15 protein-coding genes are annotated in these 25,180 nt (G+C 37.7%); 10 read left to right on the forward strand and 5 right to left on the reverse strand.

Going from position 1 to position 25,180, the window contains the following annotated elements; genetic code table 11:
* The first annotated feature begins 2 nt into the window (after positions 1-2).
* From fmt to EO244_RS01570, 5 genes are all read left to right on the forward strand, one after another.
* Positions 3-980: a methionyl-tRNA formyltransferase gene (gene fmt, locus EO244_RS01550; RefSeq protein ID WP_129252245.1), complete on the forward strand. Its 978-nt coding sequence runs from the start codon at positions 3-5 to the stop codon at positions 978-980.
* A 412-nt stretch (positions 981-1,392) separates the two neighbouring features.
* Complete coding sequence (locus EO244_RS01555; RefSeq protein ID WP_129252246.1) at positions 1,393-3,165, forward strand: AMP-dependent synthetase/ligase; 1,773 nt, start codon at positions 1,393-1,395, stop codon at positions 3,163-3,165.
* Positions 3,166-3,192: 27 nt separating this feature from the next.
* Positions 3,193-5,595, forward strand: coding sequence for a 3-hydroxyacyl-CoA dehydrogenase/enoyl-CoA hydratase family protein (locus tag EO244_RS01560; protein WP_129252248.1), 2,403 nt, complete (start codon positions 3,193-3,195; stop codon positions 5,593-5,595).
* Positions 5,596-5,658: 63 nt separating this feature from the next.
* Entirely contained in the window at positions 5,659-6,834 is a 1,176-nt protein-coding gene (locus EO244_RS01565; RefSeq protein WP_206734440.1) for an acetyl-CoA C-acyltransferase, read from the forward strand.
* A gap of 57 nt (positions 6,835-6,891) precedes the next feature.
* The gene (locus EO244_RS01570; RefSeq protein WP_129252251.1) at positions 6,892-8,676 is read left to right on the forward strand and encodes an acyl-CoA dehydrogenase family protein; all 1,785 of its coding nucleotides are present in this window, start codon (positions 6,892-6,894) and stop codon (positions 8,674-8,676) included.
* Positions 8,677-8,752: 76 nt separating this feature from the next.
* Here the strand turns inward: EO244_RS01570 and EO244_RS01575 are convergent, their stop codons facing one another.
* On the reverse strand, positions 8,753-9,661 hold the full coding sequence (locus EO244_RS01575) for a glucosaminidase domain-containing protein (RefSeq protein ID WP_129252253.1): 909 nt from the start codon (positions 9,659-9,661) through the stop codon (positions 8,753-8,755).
* A gap of 245 nt (positions 9,662-9,906) precedes the next feature.
* Here EO244_RS01575 and cdd point away from each other — a divergent pair, with 245 nt between their 5' ends.
* Positions 9,907-10,392 (forward strand): cytidine deaminase, encoded by a 486-nt coding sequence (gene cdd / locus EO244_RS01580; protein ID WP_129252255.1) that lies wholly within the window; start codon positions 9,907-9,909, stop codon positions 10,390-10,392.
* Positions 10,393-10,485: 93 nt separating this feature from the next.
* Here cdd and EO244_RS01585 read toward each other — a convergent pair whose 3' ends face one another.
* Together EO244_RS01585 and panB are read right to left on the reverse strand one after the other, a co-directional pair.
* Positions 10,486-11,187, reverse strand: coding sequence for an RluA family pseudouridine synthase (locus EO244_RS01585; RefSeq protein ID WP_129252257.1), 702 nt, complete (start codon positions 11,185-11,187; stop codon positions 10,486-10,488).
* 39 nt (positions 11,188-11,226) lie between these two features.
* Positions 11,227-12,045, reverse strand: coding sequence for a 3-methyl-2-oxobutanoate hydroxymethyltransferase (gene panB, locus EO244_RS01590; RefSeq protein WP_129252258.1), 819 nt, complete (start codon positions 12,043-12,045; stop codon positions 11,227-11,229).
* A gap of 397 nt (positions 12,046-12,442) precedes the next feature.
* Between panB and dnaK the strand changes: the two genes are divergently transcribed.
* Positions 12,443-14,350, forward strand: a complete 1,908-nt coding sequence (gene dnaK / locus EO244_RS01595) for a molecular chaperone DnaK (protein ID WP_129252260.1) — start codon at positions 12,443-12,445, stop codon at positions 14,348-14,350.
* Positions 14,351-14,439: 89 nt separating this feature from the next.
* Here dnaK and pbpC read toward each other — a convergent pair whose 3' ends face one another.
* Together pbpC and EO244_RS01605 are read right to left on the reverse strand one after the other, a co-directional pair.
* A complete protein-coding gene (gene pbpC / locus EO244_RS01600; RefSeq protein ID WP_129252262.1) occupies positions 14,440-16,797 on the reverse strand; it encodes a penicillin-binding protein 1C in 2,358 nt (785 codons plus the stop codon).
* Positions 16,798-16,868: 71 nt separating this feature from the next.
* A complete protein-coding gene (locus tag EO244_RS01605; RefSeq protein ID WP_129252263.1) occupies positions 16,869-22,421 on the reverse strand; it encodes an alpha-2-macroglobulin family protein in 5,553 nt (1,850 codons plus the stop codon).
* Between the two features lie 247 nt (positions 22,422-22,668).
* Between EO244_RS01605 and EO244_RS01610 the strand changes: the two genes are divergently transcribed.
* The 3 genes from EO244_RS01610 to xseB all read left to right on the forward strand — a co-directional run bounded on the left by EO244_RS01610 (position 22,669) and on the right by xseB (position 25,142).
* A complete protein-coding gene (locus EO244_RS01610; RefSeq protein ID WP_129252265.1) occupies positions 22,669-23,466 on the forward strand; it encodes a toxin-antitoxin system YwqK family antitoxin in 798 nt (265 codons plus the stop codon).
* Between the two features lie 62 nt (positions 23,467-23,528).
* Positions 23,529-24,902, forward strand: coding sequence for an exodeoxyribonuclease VII large subunit (gene xseA, locus EO244_RS01615; protein WP_129252267.1), 1,374 nt, complete (start codon positions 23,529-23,531; stop codon positions 24,900-24,902).
* Between the two features lie 39 nt (positions 24,903-24,941).
* Positions 24,942-25,142, forward strand: coding sequence for an exodeoxyribonuclease VII small subunit (gene xseB, locus EO244_RS01620; protein WP_129252269.1), 201 nt, complete (start codon positions 24,942-24,944; stop codon positions 25,140-25,142).
* Positions 25,143-25,180: the final 38 nt, after the last annotated feature.

Here is a 25,180-nt window from a genome sequence, read left to right on the forward strand (position 1 = left end):
ACATGAGTCAGAATAGCTTACGAATTGTTTATATGGGAACTCCCGAATTTGCTGTAGCTCCGCTTAATGCTCTAATCGAGTCAGGCTGCAATGTTGTTGGAGTTGTCACTAATCCTGATAAACCAGCTGGTCGCGGGCAAAAGATTCAGGAATCTGCTGTAAAAAAATACGCCCTTGAAAAAGGCTTACCAATTCTCCAACCTGAGAAATTCAGAAATGAGAATTTCCTTGCAGAATTAAAAGCTCTGAATGCTGATTTACAGGTTGTCGTTGCATTTAAGATGTTACCCGAAATGGTTTGGAATATGCCTAAATACGGAACATTAAATCTTCACGCTTCTTTGCTCCCTCACTACCGTGGAGCAGCCCCCATCAATTGGGCTATTATGAATGGGGACAAAGAATCAGGTGTTTCAACCTTTCTCCTACAAAAAGAAATCGACACCGGAAATGTTATTTTTCAAGAGAAAGTTAGCATTGGTGAGAATGATAACCTTGAGGTTTTACATGATAAATTGATGGAAATCGGATCTCAATTGGTTGTGAAAACCGTTTGTGCCATTGAAGCCGGCGACTATCCGCAGATTCCACAAGAAAATTTAATTACTAAAGGTGAAACACTAAAAACAGCACCAAAAATATTTAAGGATGACTGCAAAATAAACTGGTCATCCACAATTGATCAGATACACAATCACATTAGAGGGCTGAGTCCTTATCCGGCAGCATGGACCGAACTCACAGACGCTAATGATAAAAAAGTGGCTCTTAAAGTTTACGCTGCATTTAAAGAAACTGAAGAACACTCACATCCTATTGGCGCACTTATAAGTGATACGAAAACCTATCTAAAAGTAGCTGTTGATGGCGGTTTCATAAATCTAACCACCATTCAAATGGCAGGAAAGAAAAGAATGAATATTGGTGATTTTTTAAGAGGTTTCCAGCAAATCACTAATTACAAACTTCTAATCGACTAGTCAAGAAAAGAATTTGATATAAAGAGCTTATCTCATGGAGATAAGCTCTTTTTTTTTTGCAGTAAGATTTAGTTCCGGAAAAACCTTACTTATAAAAACAATTCTTCTTAATTATTGATAAATCTGAATCCGCAAATTTCAAGTCATCAAACATAGAATTAATTTCTTTCAAAAAAGATACTGTTCTGTTCGCAAAATATTTTTCCTTTTCAAAAAAGATTTGCTTAACTTTTAAAGAGGATTAAATAAGTCCACATTTTCAACGAAACATGTTTCCCGATTTGTGCTGTTGAGTTTCGTTATTTTTATCAATCTACAAACCTCATCAGGTCCATAGATTCTCCCATTATCATCAGAAAACTAATATAGGCATACGCCAACAAAAGTCAGTTTAACATGAAAGGATAGGCTTATGGTAACGCGCATATTTGATTTATTAGATAATTATCAGCAACATTTCCCTGATAAACTATCGGCTCTTGTAAAGAAAGAAGATGGAGTATGGATAAGTTATAGCACACAAGACTATATCCGTAATTCAAACCTGTTGGCTTTTGCATTCCTCGAATTGGGTTTAAAAAAAGGCGATCGTGTTATAAGTATTTCAAACAATCGCCCAGAATGGAATTTCCTGGACATGGCTTTAGCTCAAACTGGCTTAGTCCATGTTCCTCTGTATCCAACTATTGGAAGCAAAAGCTACAATTATATAATTGAGCACTGCAAACCTGTTGCTATTTTTGTTGCAAACGAAAGTCATTATACTAAAATTCAGGAGGCCGTTGACAATCAAATTTCCGTACCCAAAATCTATTCTTTCGATCAGATTAAAGACGTTGCAAACTGGTCAACATTATTAAAACTTGGAGCCGAGTCAGAGGATCATCAGAAAGAAAAACTTGTTGAGATAAAAAACAGCATTTCACCTAAGGACTTGTTAACCATTATTTATACATCAGGCACAACCGGAACACCCAAAGGTGTGATGCTTTCTCATCATAATTTTCTCAGTAATGTTCTGGCTTCTGCTGAACGTTTAATACTTAATTCCAGCCACAAGGTTTTAAGCTTTTTACCTATTAATCACGTTTACGAGCGTATGGTTAATTATCAATACCAGTACAAAGGCCTCAGTATTTATTATGCCGAAAGCATGGATACCATTGGAGAAAATTTACAGGAAATTAAACCACATGGTTTCGCAACGGTTCCCCGGCTTTTAGAAAAGGTATACGATAAAATTATGACCAAGGGAAAAAGCCTCAGTTTCTTTAAACGTTCCATCTTCAACTGGGCTGTGAACTTAGGCTATCGATATGAACTTAACAGAGCAAATGGCGAATGGTATGAATTCAAATTAAAAATTGCCAGAAAACTTGTTTTCAAAAAATGGCAGGAAGCCTTAGGTGGCAACATCCTATTTATGTGTTCCGGAGGTGCGGCTCTTCAGGTTCGTCTGGAACGTTTGTTTTGGGCGGCTGGTATTCCGGTTCAGGAAGGCTATGGCTTGACTGAAACCTCTCCAATTATTGCTGCCAATCAAAGTACCTGGCCCGATATTCGCTTCGGAACTGTTGGCCCGCTTATAAAAGGTGTGGAAGTGAAAATAGCTGACGATGGCGAAATATTAGCCAAAGGACCCAATATCATGTTGGGCTATTATAAAGATCCGGAACTGACCAAACAAGTCATCGATGAAGAGGGCTGGTTTCATACCGGAGATATTGGCTGCATGGAAGACAATAAGTTTCTGAAAATCACAGACCGAAAGAAGGAGATATTCAAAACATCAGGCGGCATATACATCGCACCGCAAGTGATGGAAAACAAATTAAAGGAGTCTCCTTTTATCGATCAGGTTATTGTCATTGGTGAAGCAGAACGTTTCCCTGCAGTGATTATTTCACCGAATTTCGAATTTCTGGAGTCCTATGCCAAACGGAAAAACATACCATACAACAGCAAGGAACAAATTATTAGTAACGACAGAATCATAAAGCGTATTTGGCGTGAATTAATCAAAAACAATAAGCACTACGATCACCCCAAGCGTATAAAAAGTATGCGACTTGTAACCGATACCTGGACTCCCGAAACCGGAGAACTTTCACCAACACTGAAACTCAAACGTAAGGTGCTAAGAGAAAAGTATCGGGATCTGATCAAAGATATCTACACGAACTAATCTTTTTCTATCGATAAATCACACACTATGAATTACAAAATAAATAAAGTTGCAGTATTAGGAGCTGGTGTAATGGGCGCTCAAATTGCTTGTCATTTTGCTAACATAGGCGTTCAGGTCTTATTGCTGGATATTAGCCCCAAAGAACTCAATGATGAGGAAATTAAGCTCGGACTGGATTTGAACCATCCGCAGGTTAAAAATAGAATCACGCATGAGCTCTTTAATCGTACGCTTAAACTAAAACCGGATCCGTTATACAAGAAAGAATTTGCCCAAAGAATTACCTTGGGAAATTTTGATGACGACCTGCCCAAAATAAGTGACTGTGATTGGATAATAGAAGTTGTTGTCGAAAATCTTGACATAAAGAAAACGCTCTATGAAAAGATCGAACTTTATAGAAAAGAGAATACATTTATCACAACCAACACTTCGGGTATTCCTATACAATTATTAGCACAGGATAGAAGTGAGAATTTCAAACAGTATTTTTGCGGAACCCACTTTTTTAATCCACCTCGATATTTAAAACTACTGGAAATTATCCCGACAAAGGAAACTTTAGAAGAAGTTCTTGAATTCATTTCGTATTATGGAGAACGATTTCTGGGTAAATCTGTCGTAAGCTGTAAAGATACACCCGCATTTATTGCAAACAGGGTTGGCATTTACTCCATGATGTCAGTCGTTCACCTGATGGAAGAAATGGATTTTTCTGTGCAGGAAATAGATAAACTAACTGGTATTATTATTGGCCGCCCAAAATCTGCTACTTTCAGAACCTGTGATGTTGTTGGACTCGACACCTTAGTATTTGTGGCACAGAACTTACAAAAAGCTTTGCTTAATGATGAAGCCAAAGAAACATTCTTAGTGCCTGAGAGTATTCAAAAAATGTTAGATCTGAAGTGGCTGGGTTCTAAAACCAAACAGGGATTTTATAAAAAAGTTAAAAACGAAGATGGTGAAAGCGAAATCCTCAGCTTAAACCTGAACACCTTCGACTATCAACCCATGCAAAAATTAAAAATTGCAGAGTTTGAAAAAGCTAAGGTTCTTCCCGAACTAACGAAGCGAATAAAAAGCTTGATTTCCGGCAATTCCAAAATCAATCTCTTTTATCAAAAACTCTTTTTCGGCTTGTTTGCTTATATATCGAACCGTATACCAGAAATAACAGACGATTTGTATAAGATTGATGAAGCCATGTGTGCTGGCTTTGCATGGGAAATTGGCCCCTTTGAAATTTGGGATAGTCTAGGTCTCGACAAAACCATTCCGCAAATGGAAGAACTCGGCATGAAACCCGCTGCATGGGTTTATGAAATGATGGAAAAAAAAGAATCCTTCTATCAACTCCAGAATGGTCACCAGCAATATTACGATATCAATACCAATAAACACATCACAATTCCTGGTTCTGAGCAATTTATTTCACTAAAGAATATTCGCTCCAGCCAGACCTTATGGCAGAATGAAGGCTGTAGTATCATCAATCTTGGTGATGGTGTTATCAATCTGGAATTTCATTCTAAAATGAATACTATAGGTAGTGAAATTATTCAAGGAATCAATAAAGCTATTGAAATTACGGAAGCCGATCATCAAGCTTTAATTATTTCAAACGAGGGCGATCATTTCTCAGCCGGAGCCAATATCGGTTTGGTTTTTATGCTGGCCATTGAACAAGAATATGAAGAATTGGACATGGTTGTAAAAACATTTCAAAACACCATGCTCAAACTCAAATATGCACCATTCCCTGTGATCGCGGCGCCTCACAATATGGCACTTGGTGGCGGTTGTGAAATTAGCATGCATTGTGATAAGGTGATTGCACATGCCGAAACCTATATGGGATTAGTCGAACTCGGAGTGGGAGTTATTCCTGCCGGAGGGGGCACTAAAGAATTTGCCTTGCGCTTATCCAATGAAATCAAAACAGATGATGTTAGAATTAACCGATTCAGAGATAAATTTCTAACAATCGGACAAGCTAAGGTTTCGACATCGGCTTGGGAAGCTTTCGATCTGGGCTACCTTAGAAAAGATCTTGACGAAATTGTTGTCAGTAGAAAACATCAACTCAAATATGCCAAGCAAGCTGCCCTACTAATGATAGAAAAAGGTTACACCCCTCCTATTCCTCCCAAGGATATTACTGTTCTTGGTCAGGAAGGCCTTAGTCTGGTTTATTCGGGTGCAGACGGCATGCAGGTCGGCAATTATATTTCGGAATACGACAAACACATCTCTATCGAACTGGGTAAGATTCTAAGTGGAGGAGAATTAAATGAAGTTTCTCAGGTTTCAGAAGATTACCTTTTAAATCTTGAACGAAAAACCTTTGTAAAGCTTTGTCAGCAGAAAAAAACGCTGGAACGCATGCAAAGCCTGTTACAAAAGGGGAAAATATTAAGAAATTAATTTACTCGATAAGAAATCTAGACAGAATATGATTCTACAGATAAATCTCTAACACCAAATATTATGACCGCATATATAATAGCCGCAAAACGAACCGCAGTAGGAAAAGCAAAAAAAGGGAAGCTTCGTCTGATTCGCCCGGATGATATGGCTGCCAAACTCGTTCAGGAAATCATAGGACAATTCCCCATGCTCGATAATACTCAAATAGATGATGTTATCGTAGGAAATGCCATGCCCGAAGCTGAACAGGGACTGAATATGGGCCGGATGATTTCTTTAATGGGATTGAATAGTGTTAACGTTCCAGGCATGACAGTTAATCGCTACTGTTCTTCAGGACTGGAATCCATCGCTATTGCTGCATCAAAAATAGAAATGGGTTTGGCGGATTGTATACTGGCTGGTGGGGCCGAATCTATGTCAATGATTCCTATGGGAGGTTGGCGGGTTGTTCCCAACCTGAATATCGCCAAAGACAATCCCGATTGGTACTGGAATATGGGAATCACGGCAGAAGCCTTGCAGAAAAAATACAATATATCTCGCGAAGATCAGGACAAGTTCGCCTTTCATTCTCATCAAAAGGCAATTGAGGCAATCGCAAACAATCGCTTTGCTGATGAAATTGTTCCAATCAGAGTGATTGAGAATTTCGTAAATGAAAACGACATATTGGAGCAAAAGGAGCATATTATTTCTCAGGATGAGGGCCCCAGAAAAGATACAACTTTAGACGGTTTAAGTAAACTCAGACCCGTATTTGATATGAAAGGAACCGTTACGGCTGGAAATTCCTCACAAACTTCAGATGGTGCTGCCTTCGTTCTGGTTGTATCAGAAAAAAAACTTAAAGAACTTAATGAGGAGCCCATCGCGCGCTTCGTCAATTATGCTGTGACTGGTGTAGAACCCAAACATATGGGAATAGGCCCAGTTACTGCTATACCCAAAGTACTGAAACGATCAGGCATAGCGATAAATCAAATTGAACAACTGGAGTTGAACGAAGCATTTGCCGTTCAAGCCTTAGCCGTTATGCGGGAACTCAACATCAATCCGGACATTACAAATATAAATGGAGGGGCAATCGCCCTTGGTCATCCTTTGGGCTGTACAGGAACAAAACTGACGGTTCAGTTAATTCATGAAATGAAAAAACGAAAACAAAAATATGGCATGGTCAGTATGTGTGTTGGCTCGGGCCAAGGAGCAGCTGGCATTTTCGAAATCTTCTAATCTAAAAAAACACGCAAAGCAGATATTTCAAATATTAAGAACCTAAAACCCTCAGATATGACAACGACAAAATATCCCAAAGGCGGTGAATTCCTGGTAAAAGAAACCAAGCCTCAAGACATATTTATTCCGGAAGAATTCTCAGAAGAGCAGATCATGATAAAGGAAACCTGCAGCGATTTTCTTGAAAAAGAAATCCTTCCCCGGCTAGATGATATAGATAGTCAACAGGAAGGTTTAATGGTTGAGCTACTCGAAAAAGCAGGAGAACTTGGTTTGTTAGGCGTTTCTGTTCCCGAGGAATATGATGGTTTTGGTCAGGACATGAATACGTCTATGCTAAGTACAGAAATCATGGGTACCTTTAGCTCGTTTGCTGTTGCTTTTGCTGCTCATGTTGGTATTGGAACATTTCCAATTCTCTATTATGGAACTGAGGAACAAAAAAATAAATATCTTCCCAAACTGGCTAGTGGCGAATACAAAGGTGCCTATTGCCTGACTGAACCAGGAGCCGGTTCTGATGCAAACTCAGGAAAATCAAAAGCCACTTTAAGTGCTGATGGCAAATATTACATTCTCAACGGACAGAAAATGTGGATTACCAACGGTGGATTCGCTGATGTATGTACCGTATTTGCAAAAATTGACGATGATAAAGATTTGAGTGCCTTTATTGTTGAAAAAAGTTACAGTGGTATTAAACTTGGACAAGAAGAGAAAAAGATGGGAATTAAAGGCTCTTCAACCTGTATGATGTTTTTTGAAGATTGTCAGGTCCCCGTTGAAAATCTCTTGGGAGAAAGAGGTCAGGGCTTTAAAATCGCCTTAAATATTCTGAATAATGGTCGAATTAAATTGGCCGCTGCTGTTCTGGGGGCAGGGAAAAATGTCATCACCAACACGGTTACTTATGCCAATGAACGTGTCCAGTTCGGTCAGTGTATTTCAAAGTTTGGAGCCATTCAAGCTAAAATGGCAGAACAAAGTATCCGTTTATTTGCCATTGAATCGGCATTGTATCGATGCAGCAACGACATTCAAAACAATATTACTGAATTAGTTAATCAGGGTATGAGTAAAGAAAATGCCGTGATAAATGCTCAAAAAGAATTTGCGGCAGAAGCTGCAATACTAAAAGTCTCGGCTTCGGAAGCTCTGGACTTTGTAGTGGACGAAGGCGTACAGATTTATGGAGGAATGGGTTATTCAACCGAGGCGCCAATGGAAAGAGCTTATCGCGACTCACGTATCAACCGTATTTTTGAAGGAACTAACGAAATCAACCGCATGCTGACAGTCGATTTTCTTCTGAAAAAAGCCTTTAAAAATGAACTCCCTCTTTTATCCGCTTCACAAGCCGTTGCTAAAGAATTAATGTCTATTCCCGATTTTGGTGAAATTGACGAAAGTTTGTTCGTTAGAGAAAATAAACTTGTCTCTAATTTTAAGAAAGCAGCTCTTTTAGTAGCAGGAGCTTCTGCTCAAAAATTCATGACAAAATTAGGTAACGAACAGGAGATACTCATGAATATTTCAGATATCATAGCAGATTGTTATCTGGCTGAATCCATACTATTAAGAGTCGAGAAACTGATCGAAACGAAAAATCAGGACTCATATAAAGAACAAATAGCTATGGCAGAAGTTTTCATATACGATGCTGCTGATCGAATTTACAAAAATGCCAAAGATGCCCTGAATTCGTTTGCCTCGGGCGATGAATTAAGAATGATGCTACTTGGGATCAAACGCTTCACAAAACATAGTGGCTTAAACAGTAAAGACAAACGACGTTTAATTGCGGAAAAATTAATCGAAGAAAATCGATACTGTTTCTAAAATATAAAAGTCTCCCTAAAACTAAAGGGCAATCCAATTACGTGGATTGCCCTTTTATATTTTAATCAGCAAAAAACTATCTTTTACGCAAATAAACCCGGTCACCTGCAGACACTTCATGCTTCTTTGAAAAATCATTAAATTTTCGGATTTTCTTAAGTTTTACACAATACTTCTGAGCAATATCATATAAAGTCTCACCTGCTTTTACCAAATGGAAATTGTATCCTCTAGCCGCCTTATTTCTCTTCTTGTGGAAATATAAAATTTGATCTATACTTAAAATATAATCTTTAGGAAGTTCATTATACTTCAATAATTTTGAACGAGTAATTCCCATTTTCTTCTCAAGATTATAAAAAGTATCTCCCTTTACAACTCTTATAAAATGAACACCATTCGCAACCTCAAGTCTCAAATCCAAATCGTTCTGAAATTCATCCAAACTTGAATTACCATAGTCCTTAGATTTAGGCAAGCCATTATTATTATCTAAAAGATACAGTTTTTCTTCTTCAATAATATCGATCAACATGTGAGCATATTTGGGATGAGTAGCATAACCTGCTTTTTTCAATCCTTTTGCCCACCCTTTATAATCAGTTGGATTCAGTTTAAATAAGAATTCATAACGCGATCTCTTCGTTAAGAATTCCGAATGATCTTTATAAGATTGGTAAGGATCCTCGTACTTTCTAAAACATTCGTTTCTTTTATCATCATCAATTTTGATAGATGGCCCTGTCCAATCGTGACATTTTATTCCAAAATGATTGTTCGCTTTTGTAGCCAAAGTTGAATTCCCGTTACCCGATTCGAGCAAGCCCTGAGCTAAAGTTATACTTGCCGGTATACCGGTCCGTTTCATTTCAACAATTGCCAAGTCTTTGTATTTGGCAATATATGCCTTCCTCGGATTATTTTCAGCAAAAGCTTGTATTGAGAATAGACAAAATAGTATTAGTAGAAGTTTAGGTAATTTCATGTATATTTCTTTATAATAAAAGGATCGGAATTTGTCTTTTACCAGAGTTTTCTTGCCTATCAGCAAACGGAAAAAATATGATTTTCAGGTGGATTAAAATTCCCCTTTACAAAATATTAATAATAATTCTATATCTTTATCGCCACTTCTAGTAAACAACCATAAAAATAGGAAATCAAAATACAATCCTACTATTCTCCGTTAATTTGTAATAAAAAATTATTTATCAGGAAATTTGTATGGTAATGAAGAAAACTCAACTAATTACAACTGTTCTAGAATACAATTCAATTGAAGAACTTGATTCTGTCAACCAGGAATTGATTAATAAAGCCAAAGAAGCAACGCAATCATCATATTCTCCATATTCAAATTTTAGTGTAGGAGCTGCCGTTTTACTTGAAAACGGCGAAATCATTCAGGGAAGTAATCAAGAAAACTCAGCCTATCCTTCAGGCTTATGTGCCGAAAGAGTTGCCATGTTTTATGCCAATTCAAAATACCCCAATGTCCCTGTTAAAAGTATTGCCATTGCGTGTTATAACAATGGGCAATTTCTTGAAAGACCAATTCCTCCATGTGGCAGCTGCCGTCAGGTTTTATTGGAAACTGAAGAACGTTACCATACCCCAATTCAGGTTTTCCTTTATGGTCAAAAACAAATATTCGAAATAGAAAATATCAAACAATTGTTACCCCTATATTTTGAAAAAAATATGCTGGACGAATAGTTGTCAACAATCATTCAAAATGAAATGGCTAAATCCTCAAGCACCTGCTGATGATTTAGCCATTTTTATATCTGCCTTATAGACTTTATTTACCTATAACAAATTATATAACTCTTTCCAAAGATTATCATTCTTAGGTATTGGAGCCTTAATGGTAATTGGTTCCAGTTTTACCGGATGCATAAAACTAATTTCACGTGCGTGAAGATCGATACCTCCCCCTTTGTTCGAACGAGGGTAACCATATTTCAAGTCTCCGCGAATCGGACAACCAATTCTTGCCAGCTGCGCACGAATCTGATGATGACGACCTGTGTGAAGTTTTACTTCCAATAAATAATATTTCTGAGATCGGGTTAAAAGTTTGTACTCCAAAGTCGATTCTTTAGCCCCTTTTTTCTTTTTATCGAAAACATTACTCTTATTTCGCTCCTCATTTTTCAATAAGTAGTGAGTTAAAACTTCCTCCTCGAGTCTTGGACAATTACTTACAATAGCCCAATACACCTTATTAACTTCCTCACCTTTTTGTTGAAACATTAAATTCAGGCGAGTAAGAGCCTTGCTTGTTTTAGCAAAAATCACAACACCGCTAACAGGTCTGTCCAGTCTATGAGGTAAACCTAAATAAACATCACCCGGCTTATTGTATTTCTCTTTAATGTATGCCTTTACCATTTCACTCAAAGGCTCATCCCCGGTTTTATCACCCTGAACGATATCACCTCTTCGTTTATTTACAGCTATAATATGATTATCCTCATATAATACTTCTAATCTTTTTTCTTTTGCCATCTATTTTTAATTAATAATTATTAATTAATAATTATAAATTTAGTACTGCTCTCTTTCACTTGGGAAATCTTTCGATTTCACATCTTGTATATAGTTTTCAACTGCACCCTTCATTTCAGCAAAGAGGTTGTGATATCTTCTTAAAAAACGTGGCGAAAACTCCTGTGTAATTCCCAGCATATCATGAGCAACTAAAACCTGACCATCAACGCCACCTCCTGCACCAATACCAATAACAGGTATTGAAACTGATTCAGCAACTTTGGTCGCTAAACTTGCTGGTATTTTTTCTAAAACAATGGCAAAACAACCCGCTTCTTCAAGCATCTTTGCATCTTCCAATAGCTTCTCAGCTTCCTCTTCGTCTTTAGCTCTAACAGCATAGGTTCCAAATTTATGAATCGACTGTGGGGTTAATCCCAAATGTCCCATAACGGGAATTCCTGCTGATAAAATTCGATTGACTGACTCTATAATTTCACGGCCACCCTCTAATTTTACGGCGTCAGCACTACATTCCTTCATGATACGAATAGAAGAACATAAAGCCTCTTTCGAATTTCCCTGGTAAGTTCCAAATGGCAAATCGACAACAACTAATGCACGATTAACAGCCCGAACCACCGAAGCACCATGATATATCATCTGATCCAAAGTAATTGGAAGTGTTGTTTCATGACCCGCCATCACATTCGAGGCTGAATCTCCAACTAGAATCACATCCACACCTGCCTTATCAACTATACTAGCCATTGAAAAATCGTAAGACGTTAACATGGCAATTTTTTCTCCTTTCAGCTTCATTTCCGAAAGAATATGAGTGGTTACTCGCTTGATTGATTCTTTATGAATTGACATTTTCTTTGTTGCTAATTTTTTAAATAGTTCAATCTGCAAATCTACTTAAGTATTACAAATTTATTAAGCAAAGTTAGAAAAAGATTGAAATAAGTTGAAACTGATAAAGATATACCAGACAAGGAGAATATTTGATAAACTTAAACGAGAAAATATGAGCTCCAATAACATCGGATTTTTGAGCTCTTACAAAGTAATTTTTTCATAAAAAATGTCGCAATCCTGTCTTTTTGGCAGCAGTTCTGTCATAAAACTGCAAGCTTTTGGCAATCTCAGTGTCAAATATGCATCGCTTTTGGCAAAAAATATCTTGGCACAGGCTTTGATTAAATCCATTCGAGTTTAAAAATGAACTCAAAAACAAAATCGTATATTAAAAACTTAAATAAATAATAAAATGGGTAAGATTATTGGAATCGACTTAGGAACAACCAACTCTTGTGTTTCTGTAATGGAAGGAAATGAACCAGTTGTAATTCCTAACAGCGAAGGAAAAAGAACCACACCTTCAATTGTGGCTTTTATTGAAAACGGAGAAAGAAAAATTGGTGATCCTGCAAAACGTCAAGCGATTACAAACCCAACCAAAACCATTTATTCTATCAAACGTTTCATGGGTGAAACTTACGATAAAGTAACCAAAGAAATTGAACGCGTACCTTATAAGGTCGTTAAAGGTGATAACAACACCCCTCGTGTATTAATCGACGATCGTAAATATTCTCCACAAGAAATTTCAGCAATGGTTCTTCAAAAAATGAAGAAAACTGCTGAAGATTACTTAGGACAAGAAGTGACTGAAGCTGTAATTACAGTTCCTGCATATTTTAACGATGCACAGCGCCAGGCAACAAAAGAAGCTGGTGAAATTGCTGGTTTAACTGTTAAGCGTATTATTAATGAGCCTACTGCTGCGTCTTTGGCTTATGGTCTGGATAAAAAAGATCACGATTTGAAAATTGCAGTATTCGACCTTGGTGGTGGTACTTTTGATATCTCTGTTCTTGAATTGGGCGACGGTGTATTCGAGGTAAAATCAACCAATGGTGATACACACTTAGGAGGTGACGATTTTGACCAAATCATTATCGACTGGTTGGCTGAAGAGTTCCTTAAGGATGAAAACTTAGACCTACGTCAGGATGCCATGGCACTTCAGCGTTTGAAAGAAGCTGCTGAAAAAGCTAAAGTTGAATTATCAAGTGCAACAAGCACTGAAATCAACTTGCCATATATTATGCCGGTAAACGGTATGCCTAAGCACTTGGTTAGAACATTAACTCGTGCACAATTTGAGCAATTGGCTGACAAATTGATTCAAGCCGTGCTTGAACCATGTAAATTGGCATTGAAAGATGCTGGGGTTTCTAAATCAGAAATTGATGAAGTAATTCTAGTGGGTGGATCAACTCGTATCCCAGCTATTCAGAATATTGTACAGGAATTCTTCGGAAAAGCACCATCAAAAGGTGTTAACCCTGATGAGGTTGTAGCTGTAGGTGCTGCTATCCAGGGTGGTGTATTAACTGGTGAGGTTAAGGATGTTCTTCTTTTGGATGTGACTCCACTTTCAATGGGTATCGAAACTATGGGTGGTGTAATGACTAAATTAATTGAAGCCAATACAACTATTCCTACTAAGAAAACTGAAACTTTTACTACTGCTGCTGACAACCAACCTTCTGTAGATATTCACGTACTACAAGGTGAACGTCCAATGGCTAGCGGTAACAAAACAATCGGTCGTTTCAATCTGGATAGCATTCCACCAGCACAACGTGGCGTTCCACAAATCGAAGTAACTTTTGATATTGATGCAAATGGTATTCTACATGTATCTGCTAAGGACAAAGGAACAGGAAAAGAGCAGTCAATTCGTATCGAAGCATCTTCAGGATTATCTGACGAAGAAATCTCACGTATGAGAGAAGAAGCTAAAGCTAACGAAGAAGCTGACAACAAGGCTAAAGAAAAAGTGGATACTTTGAACAAAGCTGATAGCACGATCTTCCAAACTGAGAAACAATTAAAAGAGATTGGAGATAAATTACCAGCTGATAAAAAACAGCCTATTGAAGATGCTCTTAATAAATTGAAGGAAGCTCATAAAGCTCAGGATGTTGATGCTATTAATACTGCAATTGAAGAATTGAATACTGTATTCCAGGCTGCATCTCAAGACATCTACAATGCTCAAGCACAAGAACAAGCTGGACAGCCAGGACCTGATGCAGGTGCTCAAGGCGGACAGCAAGCTAAAGCTGATGATGAAGTAACTGATGTTGACTTCGAAGAAGTAAAATAGATGATAATTTAAGATTTAGGAGTGTGCATTCACTCCTATTCTTCAATATAAGAAATGCCTGCCGAATATTTTCAGCAGGCATTTTTTATTCAATCCTGATATTTATTCACAAAAAGAACTTTTCTAATGATTCGATTGCCATTTTCATCAACTGCAGTTACAATATGCTCACCACTATCAGTAAGAATTTCCATCTGATGAATATCTACGGTCTCCCCAAGATATTCTTCATCCAAGTGCCAATAAATTTTAGTGCCATACTGGCGATGTGCAATCTCGAAAACAACCGATTGTATCTTACCATCCAAACCCATTGGCAAATAAATAACCGAAGATGCCATCGGAAATACAAATTGCATCATGGGGATTTCACCTTGAGGTGAACAGCCTTCCATATAAGGCGGTAAACTCTTATAAAGAGGATGCTTAAGCTTATAATACCACTCCCAAACAGGAGGTAGAACAAACCAGGCTTTATGAGTCATATCATGCGGCATAATACAATCCGAACTCACTTGATATCGACCGTCCTTATCCAAATGTACCAACTTGTGGTAACTACATACAGCTGTTTTCAAACCCGACTGGGGGACATCCAATGTATCGACATAAGGACAAATAGCCGAAGCCCTGCAACCACTTTCTCTGCAGACAGAAATGCTCTCAAGATCTTCTAATGGTTTTTCGTACCAATCTGATTGAGGTAAAAGGTCAAAAATATCAAACATGAGTGGAGCTGCAGCAGTCACCCCTGTTAAACCCGGACGCCCCTCACCATCTGCATTACCAGCCCATACAGCAACTAAATAATCGCCTGTTAGGCCGACAGCCCAAGCATCACGATAACCAAAACTGGTTCCTGTCTTCCAAGCGACTTTTGAAGACGATGAGAAAGATTCCCAACCCGATTCATTTTCAGGACGATTTACCTTTAACAAAGCATCCAAGGTATAATATATTGACCCGGCACCTAACTTGATTTTTCCCTCAATAAAATCACTTGGTGAAATATCTTCTACATTTTTCATTTCCAAAACAGGAGGATGAAAATCTTGCTTTCGATAATGAGACGAATAAGTATTGTAGTGCTTAAGTGTGCGTCCCAAACTGGAATAAGCACCTGCCAAATCCCAAAGGGACGTTTCAGCACCACCCAATATTAATGACAAGCCATAATGATCAGCAGAATAGGATAAATCTGTGAAATTCATTTTCTGAAGATAATCGAGAAATCGTCCCACGCCAAATTGTTTGAGCATATGAACTGCAGGGACATTCAAAGAACGAGCTAATGCTTTTGATGCAGGTACTGCACCATCATATTTTCTATTATAATTCTTGGGTGCATACCCCTGAATCTGTGTAGGGATATCTGCAATCAGTGCCTCGGGCAGAATTTCCCCCTGATCCAGCATTAAGGCGTACAAAAAAGGCTTTAGAATACTACCCGAACTTCGCGCCGCATGAATAATATCTACATCACAGCCATGTTCTGCATTATTTTCAGATTCTACATTACCAAAATAAGAGAGCACTTCACCAGTTTCAATTTTTAGAACAATGGCTGACAAATTATGAATTTCATTCATAACTAAATGTCTGTGATGTCTCTCTGCAAGACGAGATACACGTTCCTGCAATTGATAATCAATACAGGAATAATATTTTTGTCCCGACTTCGCTCCAACTAAATACTCCAATAAATGAGTAGCTTTCCTTGGCAAATCGTAGGGTTTATTTGGCAATTTCTCAAGTAAAGCCAATTCATATTGCAACGAATCGATCACACCATTTCGATACATCTTAGCTAACAACTGATCTCGTTTGACTTTAAGCCTTGCAATGTTTTTACCAGGTCGAATTAAAGATGGTGCATTGGGGAGAACGGCCAAACATGCTGACTCTGCCCACGACAATTGATATGGACTTCGACCATAATAACGCCAGGAAGCAGCCTCCAATCCCACAACATTACCACCAAATGGAGCATGGGAAGCGTATTTTTTCAGAATCTCTTTTTTTGAGGTGCTCAATTCAACCCTTAGGGTCAAAATCATCTCTAGCAATTTCTCACTGATTGTTCGTGATGGATTTTGCCTGCAAATTCTAACCCATTGCATACTTAGTGTGCTGCCACCACTAACAATCCGCCCGGCTTTAATATTCCTTACAAGAGCTTTACACAACGAAATCGGATTAATACCCGGATGGAAATAAAAATATTCATCTTCAAAGTTGAGAATAGCCGATTCAAATTTCACAGGAACTGAATCCAGTTCAGGGAAACGCCATTGCTGATCATCCGCAATTTTAGCTCCTAGCAAACGTCCTTCCCTCGAATACAAAACCGATGACTGGGACTGCGTAGCTTGAGGTACTGGGATAAACAAAAAAGCTATTGTGGCAAAACAAAGCAAAAGTAAGACAATCTTGAATGATTTTCTCATCACAATTTTATAAAATTAGTCTTGCAAACAAAGCCGAATTCAAATTTTGCTTACAAGACCACTTGCATTTTTCATTTCCCCGATTTCACTACCAATACCCATTCACCAGGGGTGCGTGCCGATATTTTATTATCATACATCGCCTGGCATGAGATTGTCGGCATGTAGAACTTGCCTAAATAAGAGGCATTCAGAAGAATAGTAAAACGCTTTGTTTTGCCAGCCTTTAGTCCAAAATAAGTATATACTCGATCATCCCGTATATCCTGATAATCGAACTGCTCAGCCTGCTGGGTCGATTTGCCATCAAACATTCGGCTGTTATGAATCTCCCATCCCGAAGGAAAAAGTTGAGTCAGAGCCATTTCTTTATAATCTCCCAAAGTGCCCGGGTTAGTGATGCTAACTTCCACCTTAAAATCACTTCCCTGAACAATAGACTCCGGCTTAATAAGATTATCATCCAAATCCTTATAATCGACCTTCATTGTTAAACCATTAGCTGATGCAGTTTTATCACCTTCCAAAGGAATACCTTCAACAGCCAATGTGGCATACATAACTGTAGTTGACTGATTAACAATCTCGACAACTCCCTTGTCAGTAGACTGTAATTGTACCTGATGCTGCTTCAGTTTTTTATCAGTGTTCACCTCAACTTTTTCCTGATCATTAAAACGATAGGTATAATTCAGATCACCACTTCCGGCATAGTCGCCTTGCAATAACTTGGAAAAAGCAATCAGACAATAAGCCGTGGTCTGTGTACTCATCCAGCTTTTTGATGCTAGCTCTCCGGACAGTTTTTCGATAAGGGGCACCATGCGCTGTTTGTCCTTCAATAAAATCAAAGTCTCCAGAATCATCGCCTCATCACGTTCGGATGAACCATAAGTATAAGACAGTTCCTTATACGAAGGAATAGAGCCTGGCAACAAGCTCGTTATTTCCTTAGTCACCTCAGGCTTTCCCGCCAAGGCATAGGCCGCTGCCAATCGCCATTTCCCGGCATTGGTCAAATCATTCGACTCTCTCAAGCGGTTCATTGCCCCAATCTCAGCTTCTCCTGCCAAGGCAATTGTATATAAACGATAAGCTTGAATCAATTGAGAATGAGCCTTACCATCAGATTGCCAATTATTGGCTTCGCGTTGCTGAAATTCCAACCATCGTTCTTTAAAACCAATAGGTAATTGGTACCCCAAGGCTTCCGCTTCAAGCATAAAATGACCGGCATAACAAGTCCCCCATGCATCTGATTTATCCCCTCCCGGCCAATAGCTCAGACCACCATCGGCAAGTTGAAAACTTTTCAAACGATTGATACCTGCCTCAATATTGGTCGTCAATTTCTCTTTCACATTCTCATCAACCTCCATCACTTTATCCAAATAAAGCTGAGGAAATACCGATGAAGTTGTTTGTTCCACACAACCATGAGGGTAATCAATCAAATACTTTAATCGTCTGCCAAAATCAATAGGTGGAATACTAGCCAAATCAAGAATCGCTGTATTGGTTCCATTAATGCCCACAGGAATAAATTCCTGTTTCCACATTTCACCAGGCTGAATGATTGTTGAATAAATATCAGTTACTTTGGGATTGGGAATCCTCACCTGTACTTCCATCTCGTATTCAGCCTTTTCACTACCTGATTCGGCAATAATTTTCACCTTAGCCACACCTAAATTTTCCTTAACCAACAAATTAAATTCAATATCCTGATCTCCGATACGATTGAATTTTATCTGCTTGATACTACCATCTACAACTTGTAATAGATCGTTGCACTCAATTTTTACTGAAACATCTTGCAGTTTTTCATCCATAGCAAATACCGTAACAGGAATTTTCACCTCTTCAAATGGACTCAAGACACGGGGCAAAGTTGCCAATAACATCAAAGGACTTTTAACGGCTGTAGCCTTATCAGTAGAACCGTAAGCATTGTCTTTTCCCGCAACAACCATGGTTCTTACAGAGCCTATGTATTTAGGTAGCTTGATATGATGTTCAGCTGTTTTATTTTTATCCAATTCAAAGGGACCTAAAAACTTAACTACTGGTTTAAATCGATCAGCTTTCTTTTTGCCTTTTCCTTGTAAATCCTCATCACCACCAATAGCAAAAACCTGTTCGATTTGACCACCATAAGCCCCCAATACCATATTGTAAATATCCCATGTTTTCACGCCCAGGGCTTCTCTCTTATAGAAATTTCTCCACGGGTTTGGTGTTTCAAAACGAGTCAAATCAAGCAGACCTTCATCAACCATAGCAATAGTATAGGTCATGGGATTACCATCACGTTCCTTCACCTTTAGAGTGACATCTTGTTCGGACGAAAGTTCGTCCGGCATATTCAAAACCGGATTCAACTGAGTTTGCGGATCCTCTACATTTAAAGGAATAGTCCCATACAATCTAATAGGTAAATCGTTAGCCGTATTAGCATGTGGCTGTAAAAGAGTAATACTAACATAAACTGTCGGAGCCATTTTATCAGTCAACTTCAAATCAAAAACAGTTTCCTCATCCTGAGTTTGTACCCAAAATGAATTCAGCACTTTCGACCCATTTTCCAAACTAATCAGAGCTCTCCCATTTTTACTGCCTTTAAACGTAATTTTAGCAGTTTCGCCCACCTTATAATCCTTTTTATCGGAGCCAAACATCAACATACTGGCACCACCCGGATTATCCTCCTGAGCTCTTCCGGCCCAACCTGGCCAATCAACATACACCGTTTTACCACTAACATGACCGTCAGTATCTTTCACCCGAATCAAATATCTTCCCCAATCCGGGTATTTTATTTTAAAATCAAAATCCCCAATACCTTGTGAATTGGTTGAAATGGTTTTGGAAATAAGTGGCGTGTGGTAAGAACTTCCGGCATAGGATGCCAAATTATCTGGTCCTAACTGCCACCACCATCTCCAGCTCACTTTAAAAACCTGAACCTCGATCCCTTTTCGTGCAATAGGATTCCCATTAGCATCAACAGTCACAACACTAACCTTATGATTCTCATCGGTAAGCAACATACCGCGAGCTTTATCACCTGCAGGCGTCTTCAAACCAACGAAAGCTTTATAAGGCGCATATGGCAAACTTATTTGATCGATACTAAAATCGCCGCCTTCTTCGAATACTCGAGTTAAAAAAGTTGCTTTAAGCATTCCCGGGGCATGACTCTGTATTTTTAGATTAGAAGAAAAATCAGCCAATCCATTATCATCCACCTCTCCTTCAAAAAGACTGTATTCTTCGGATTCAAATTCCTGAGTAGGATCATCAAATACAAAATCAGTATAACGTTTAAAACGGGTCTTTACCGACTTTAACTTGACATCTATAACAGCTTTCAGATTACGTGCAACAGCACCGTGCAACCATTTCACCTCTAGTTTTCCTTTCACAGCATTGTCCTGCGCCGTTAACTTATCTTTTCCAAAATCAATCTTAATTTTTAAACGATTAGGTTTTACTGTTTCAATACGAAGACTTTTCTCAAATGTGGCTCCTCCCACTTTAACCCTTGCCAACCAATTACCTGTCGGTGCATCAGAATCGGTAGTTGTTATGAAAGAATAAAAATCACCAACACCTTGAGTTTTCACCATATGCTTAGTCGTTTGTCCCCGCGGATTAATCAATTCGAAGCTTAACGGATGATTTTTAGGTAACACTTTCTGCTTATCCTCAAGAATAAAATTCAAGAAAAGAGTATCACCCGGTCTCCAAACTCCACGATCTCCATACATATAGCCTTTGATTCCTTTGGATATTTTCTCTCCTGAAACATCAAAAGTACTCAAGGATAGAGAAGATCCATCATCCAACTTCAAATACCCTTTTTGCTTACCTTTATTAGCAATCAACAAGAAAGGCTTTTGTTTCAAATCAATAGTACACAAGCCATCCTTATCTGTTTTCTGTTTACCCAAAAGTTGTTGCTGATAATTATATATTTCAACTTCAATATCTGATAAGGGCTCTGTTGTTCGCAAATCGGCTACGGCAACCACTACCTTTTTATCATTTCCCGATTTGGCAATAATCCCCAAATCAGAAGCCAAGACATTGCGTCCCACTTTTTTATTCTTGTAATAGGAGCTTTTGCAAGGGTTGTTTCGATCATACCAATTGTAATCCTCATCATAATAGTAGGTCTCGATACCATCCCAAGCCGAATCTTCCTTTTCATCAATACTATCCCAATTATCTTCAAGCTCTTCATCAGACTGGGCTTCTTCTGAACAAGGATAAAGTGAATAAGCCCTTTTCATACTTAATTCCACACGATAAATGGCTCCGGGGTCATTCTGAATAAATTCATCCAAGTCTATTGAAAAAGTATTCCATTGCCCGTAATCAATTAAGTTAGGAGAAGTCAGTTCAATGGTCTTTTTGAAAACCGGACGCGAGACTCGTCTCATCTCACTATCCTGATCCAATTGATTTACCTGTAAAAACTGTGTCACATTATCTTCAAAAATCTTTATAATCTCAACATCAACTGCCGATAAATTCACGGTCTTAAAAGGGAAATGCAAACCATTGGAATTAGGAACAATAACCCCTTTACCAATCAAACTAATTTGTGGTTTAATAGCCTCAAATGTTAATCCCTTAGTATATGATTTCTGTAATTTAGTTGAAGAAACACTTAATATTCCACTTGAAATTTTAATTTCTTTAGAACCTGTTATACGATTATTCGGATAAACTTTTAAGACATTTCCCTCGATTGTAAACTTGAGCTTCTTTGCACTTTCAATCTCTACCAATCCACGAAAATCCTGCTGTCCATCTAAAGGATCAGAAAAATGAATCTCAACATGCTGTTCCGGTTGCTGTAAAACAAGGGCTTTCATCAGTTGAAAACTATTGATAGACGGAATTTCAATTTCTTTTTCACCCTTCACATCAACATTAAAAGGTTCGCCATTGAAAGCAAGAATCAACTTTCTGTCATTATCTGTACGAATCAGACTATCAATTGTAAAACAGTGGATTTTCGACCCAACATTATGTTCCCATTTTAATTTTATCCTATTATCTTCAAGCTCTGCCTTCATCATTTTCTCGACAATCTGATTATCAATTACATCAGAAGTAGCCAGTTCTCCCTTCAATGCATTATATTTTAATTCAGTTGGCTTATAAGGCGAAAAACTAATTTTAGAAATTCGAACAGCTTGTTTTATGATCTGTATCTGAATTGGGAATTCAGCAAATTCTTTAGGAACATCAATCAACTTGCCTAAATGAAAAGTCCCTTTATATCTCTGTCCGGATTTTAGACTTTCCTCAGGATTAAAAATAAGAGTTCTATTATCCAACCATGTAATTTTCCCTTTTATTTCAGGTTCAAAAGAAAACACATTATTTTTCACTGGAACTCCTGACTCAACATCCTGCTTAAATTGTCCACTCAGTCGAATTTTTATTTTCGACTCACTAGAAATAATACCTGAAGTATAGGAATCAACATATTCACTAAAGCCAGGATTTATTTTCACATGAGTTGGCATCTTTTCTTCTTTTCCCAGAAGAAAAAATACAGAAATGGCCACTATCACTAGTAGTCCCAAAATAATAAGGATCTTTTTCATGTCGATCAATCTGAATTAAATATAAAAAAGGTATTGTTACTGATTACAAAACTAATATTTTATTGATAATTAAATAACCAATCTAGAAATTCAAAGAATATCATATTTAAAGGGACGATAAATCCAGTTGAGTCTACAGTTTTATTAAATTAAGATTTTGCATGAATCTGCATTATTTCTTACTATTTTTGGAAGAAGAATTCAATATTCCTATAAGAATTACAAACATTACTTTAATTTCAAATTCATGAAACGAATCATATCCTTAGCTCTATTGTTTTTATTTTCATTAAGCATATCTGCCCAAAACAAAAAGGATGAACAAGGACGAAAACAAGGCTATTGGGAAAATACCACGCCCATGGGAAAAAAAATATATGCCGGATATTTTAAAGATGGCTATCCTGATGGTGAAATGATTCGCTATCATGACAATGGTACTATAAAAGCTCGCTTGGTCTTTACAAACGAAGGTAAAAAGGCCACAGCAAAACTCTACAACACATACGAACAGTTATCTGCTATCGGGAATTATAGCAACAAAAAGAAAGACTCTCTTTGGCAATACTTTGATAAAAATGAACAAATTCGAATTCAGGAATATTATGAAAATGGGGAAAAAGATGGGCTGAGCACTTATTATTACCCCAATGGTCAAGTATACGAGACCTATGAATATCAAAACGACCTTAAAAATGGGAAGTGGATCCGTTACGATAAATTCGGAAATAAAGTCATAAGTGCCCACTACTCCAATGGCAAACTGAATGACGCTTTCACAACCTATTATAACAATGGCATTATTAAAATTGATGGATTTTATAAAAACGGCAAGCGACATGAAAAATGGATTTTTTACACGATAAAAGGTAAAATTGATAAAACGATAACATACCAAATGGGAATTGCTGATAACCAAGATGAACTTGATGCCAAGCAACAACAGGATCTAGAAGCTATGGAAGCGAATAAAAATAAGGATATCGATCCGGAACATTATATAGATAACCCTACTGAGTATTTAATGAAACAACGAGGAAAATAAGTATTTTGTAGTAACAAAAAGCAAATACACAATCTGTAAACCTTATTAAATAAACACGACCTGTGAAAAGCATCAGCCTATATCAATTAAACAATCAAATCAAATCGCATTTATCCGATGCCTTTTCGGATGAAATCTGGGTGGTTGCTGAGATATCAGAACTGAGGCAAACTCAAACAGGACATTGCTATCTGGAGCTAATCGAAAAAGACGAAAATACAGATCAGATTACAGCCAAAGCTCGTGCGACAATATGGGCATACACCTTTAGAATGCTTCATCCTTATTTCAAAACCAGTACAGGACAAACACTTAGTTCAGGAATTAAAGTTTTGATAAAAGTTAGTGTTGAGTTCCAGGAAATATATGGTTACAGTCTGAATATTAAGGATATTGATCCCACATATACCTTGGGTGATATGGCCCGAAGAAAAAAAGAGGTCATCGAAAAATTGAAACAAGAAGGCGTCTTTGATATGAATCGGGATCTTCTGTTTCCGGAAATTCCCAAAACTATAGCCCTTATTTCATCGCCAACAGCAGCCGGATATGAAGATTTCGTTGATCAACTGGAGAATAATTCACAAGGATATAAATTCCACCACAAATTATTCCCGGCTATTATGCAAGGGAATCAGGCAGAAGCATCTATTATTGAAAGCTTAGAGAAAATATATGCCTACGAAGATATTTTTGATGTAGTTGTTATCATCCGTGGCGGAGGCTCAAGTTCTGATCTCAATTGCTTCGATACTTACGCCCTGGCTCAAAACATTGCACAATTCCCAATTCCTATCATCTCAGGAATTGGTCATGAACGAGATGAAAGTGTCGTAGATATGGTGGCTAATGTAAAAGTAAAAACGCCAACGGCTGCTGCCGAATTCTTAATCGATTGTTTTGACGAATGCGAGGCCTATCATGAAGGTTTACAAGAGAGTTTCATTGCTGGTGTACAAGATATTTTAACCGAATCTTCTGATCGATTACAGATGCTTTCACAAAAGTTCACCCCGCAGGTTCGTCAGATATTAGCTAATAAAACAAATCAACTTGATATGGCCAGACAAAGCATCATTGCGTCCGGCAAAAGTCTGTTGCGTAACTCAAAACATCAATTACAATCCTTCTCTTTCGACATAAAGCTAAACAGCAAGCATCTGCTTGATATGGAACAAATGAATCTCAATCAGTTTATATTAAAACAAAGAAATGTGAGTCGGCGATTCTTCAACAAACACAAGCATCAACTCGAACTTTTCGAACAAAGTGCCAAATACGCAGATCCTGAAAACATATTGAAAAAAGGCTACACTTTAACTCTTAGTCAAGGTAAAATTGTAAAAGATGCCAGCCAGCTGAAAGAAGATGATATCATCGAAACCAAATTTGCCAAAGGCAGTGTTGAAAGTCAGGTCAAACAGATAAAAAAATAAAACTTACTATAAATTATAAACGTCTTAAACATATATCCCATGTCAAAAAAGAAAATAAACTACCGCGAAGCCATCACCGAAATTGAAGAAACCATTCAGGCAATTGAAAATGAAGAATTGGATGTGGATCAACTTTCGGATAAAGTAAAACGTGTCTCTGAGCTTTTAAAAATCTGCAAAGAAAAATTACACAACACCGAAAAGGAAGTTGAAAACATCCTGAATGAAATGGATGATTAAAATAAATTTCTGACTTTTTATATACCTAACTGTCCTTA

It is taken from the genome of Ancylomarina salipaludis, assembly GCF_004122035.1.
In the GTDB taxonomy this organism is placed as follows: Bacteria; Bacteroidota; Bacteroidia; order Bacteroidales; family Marinifilaceae; genus Ancylomarina; species Ancylomarina salipaludis.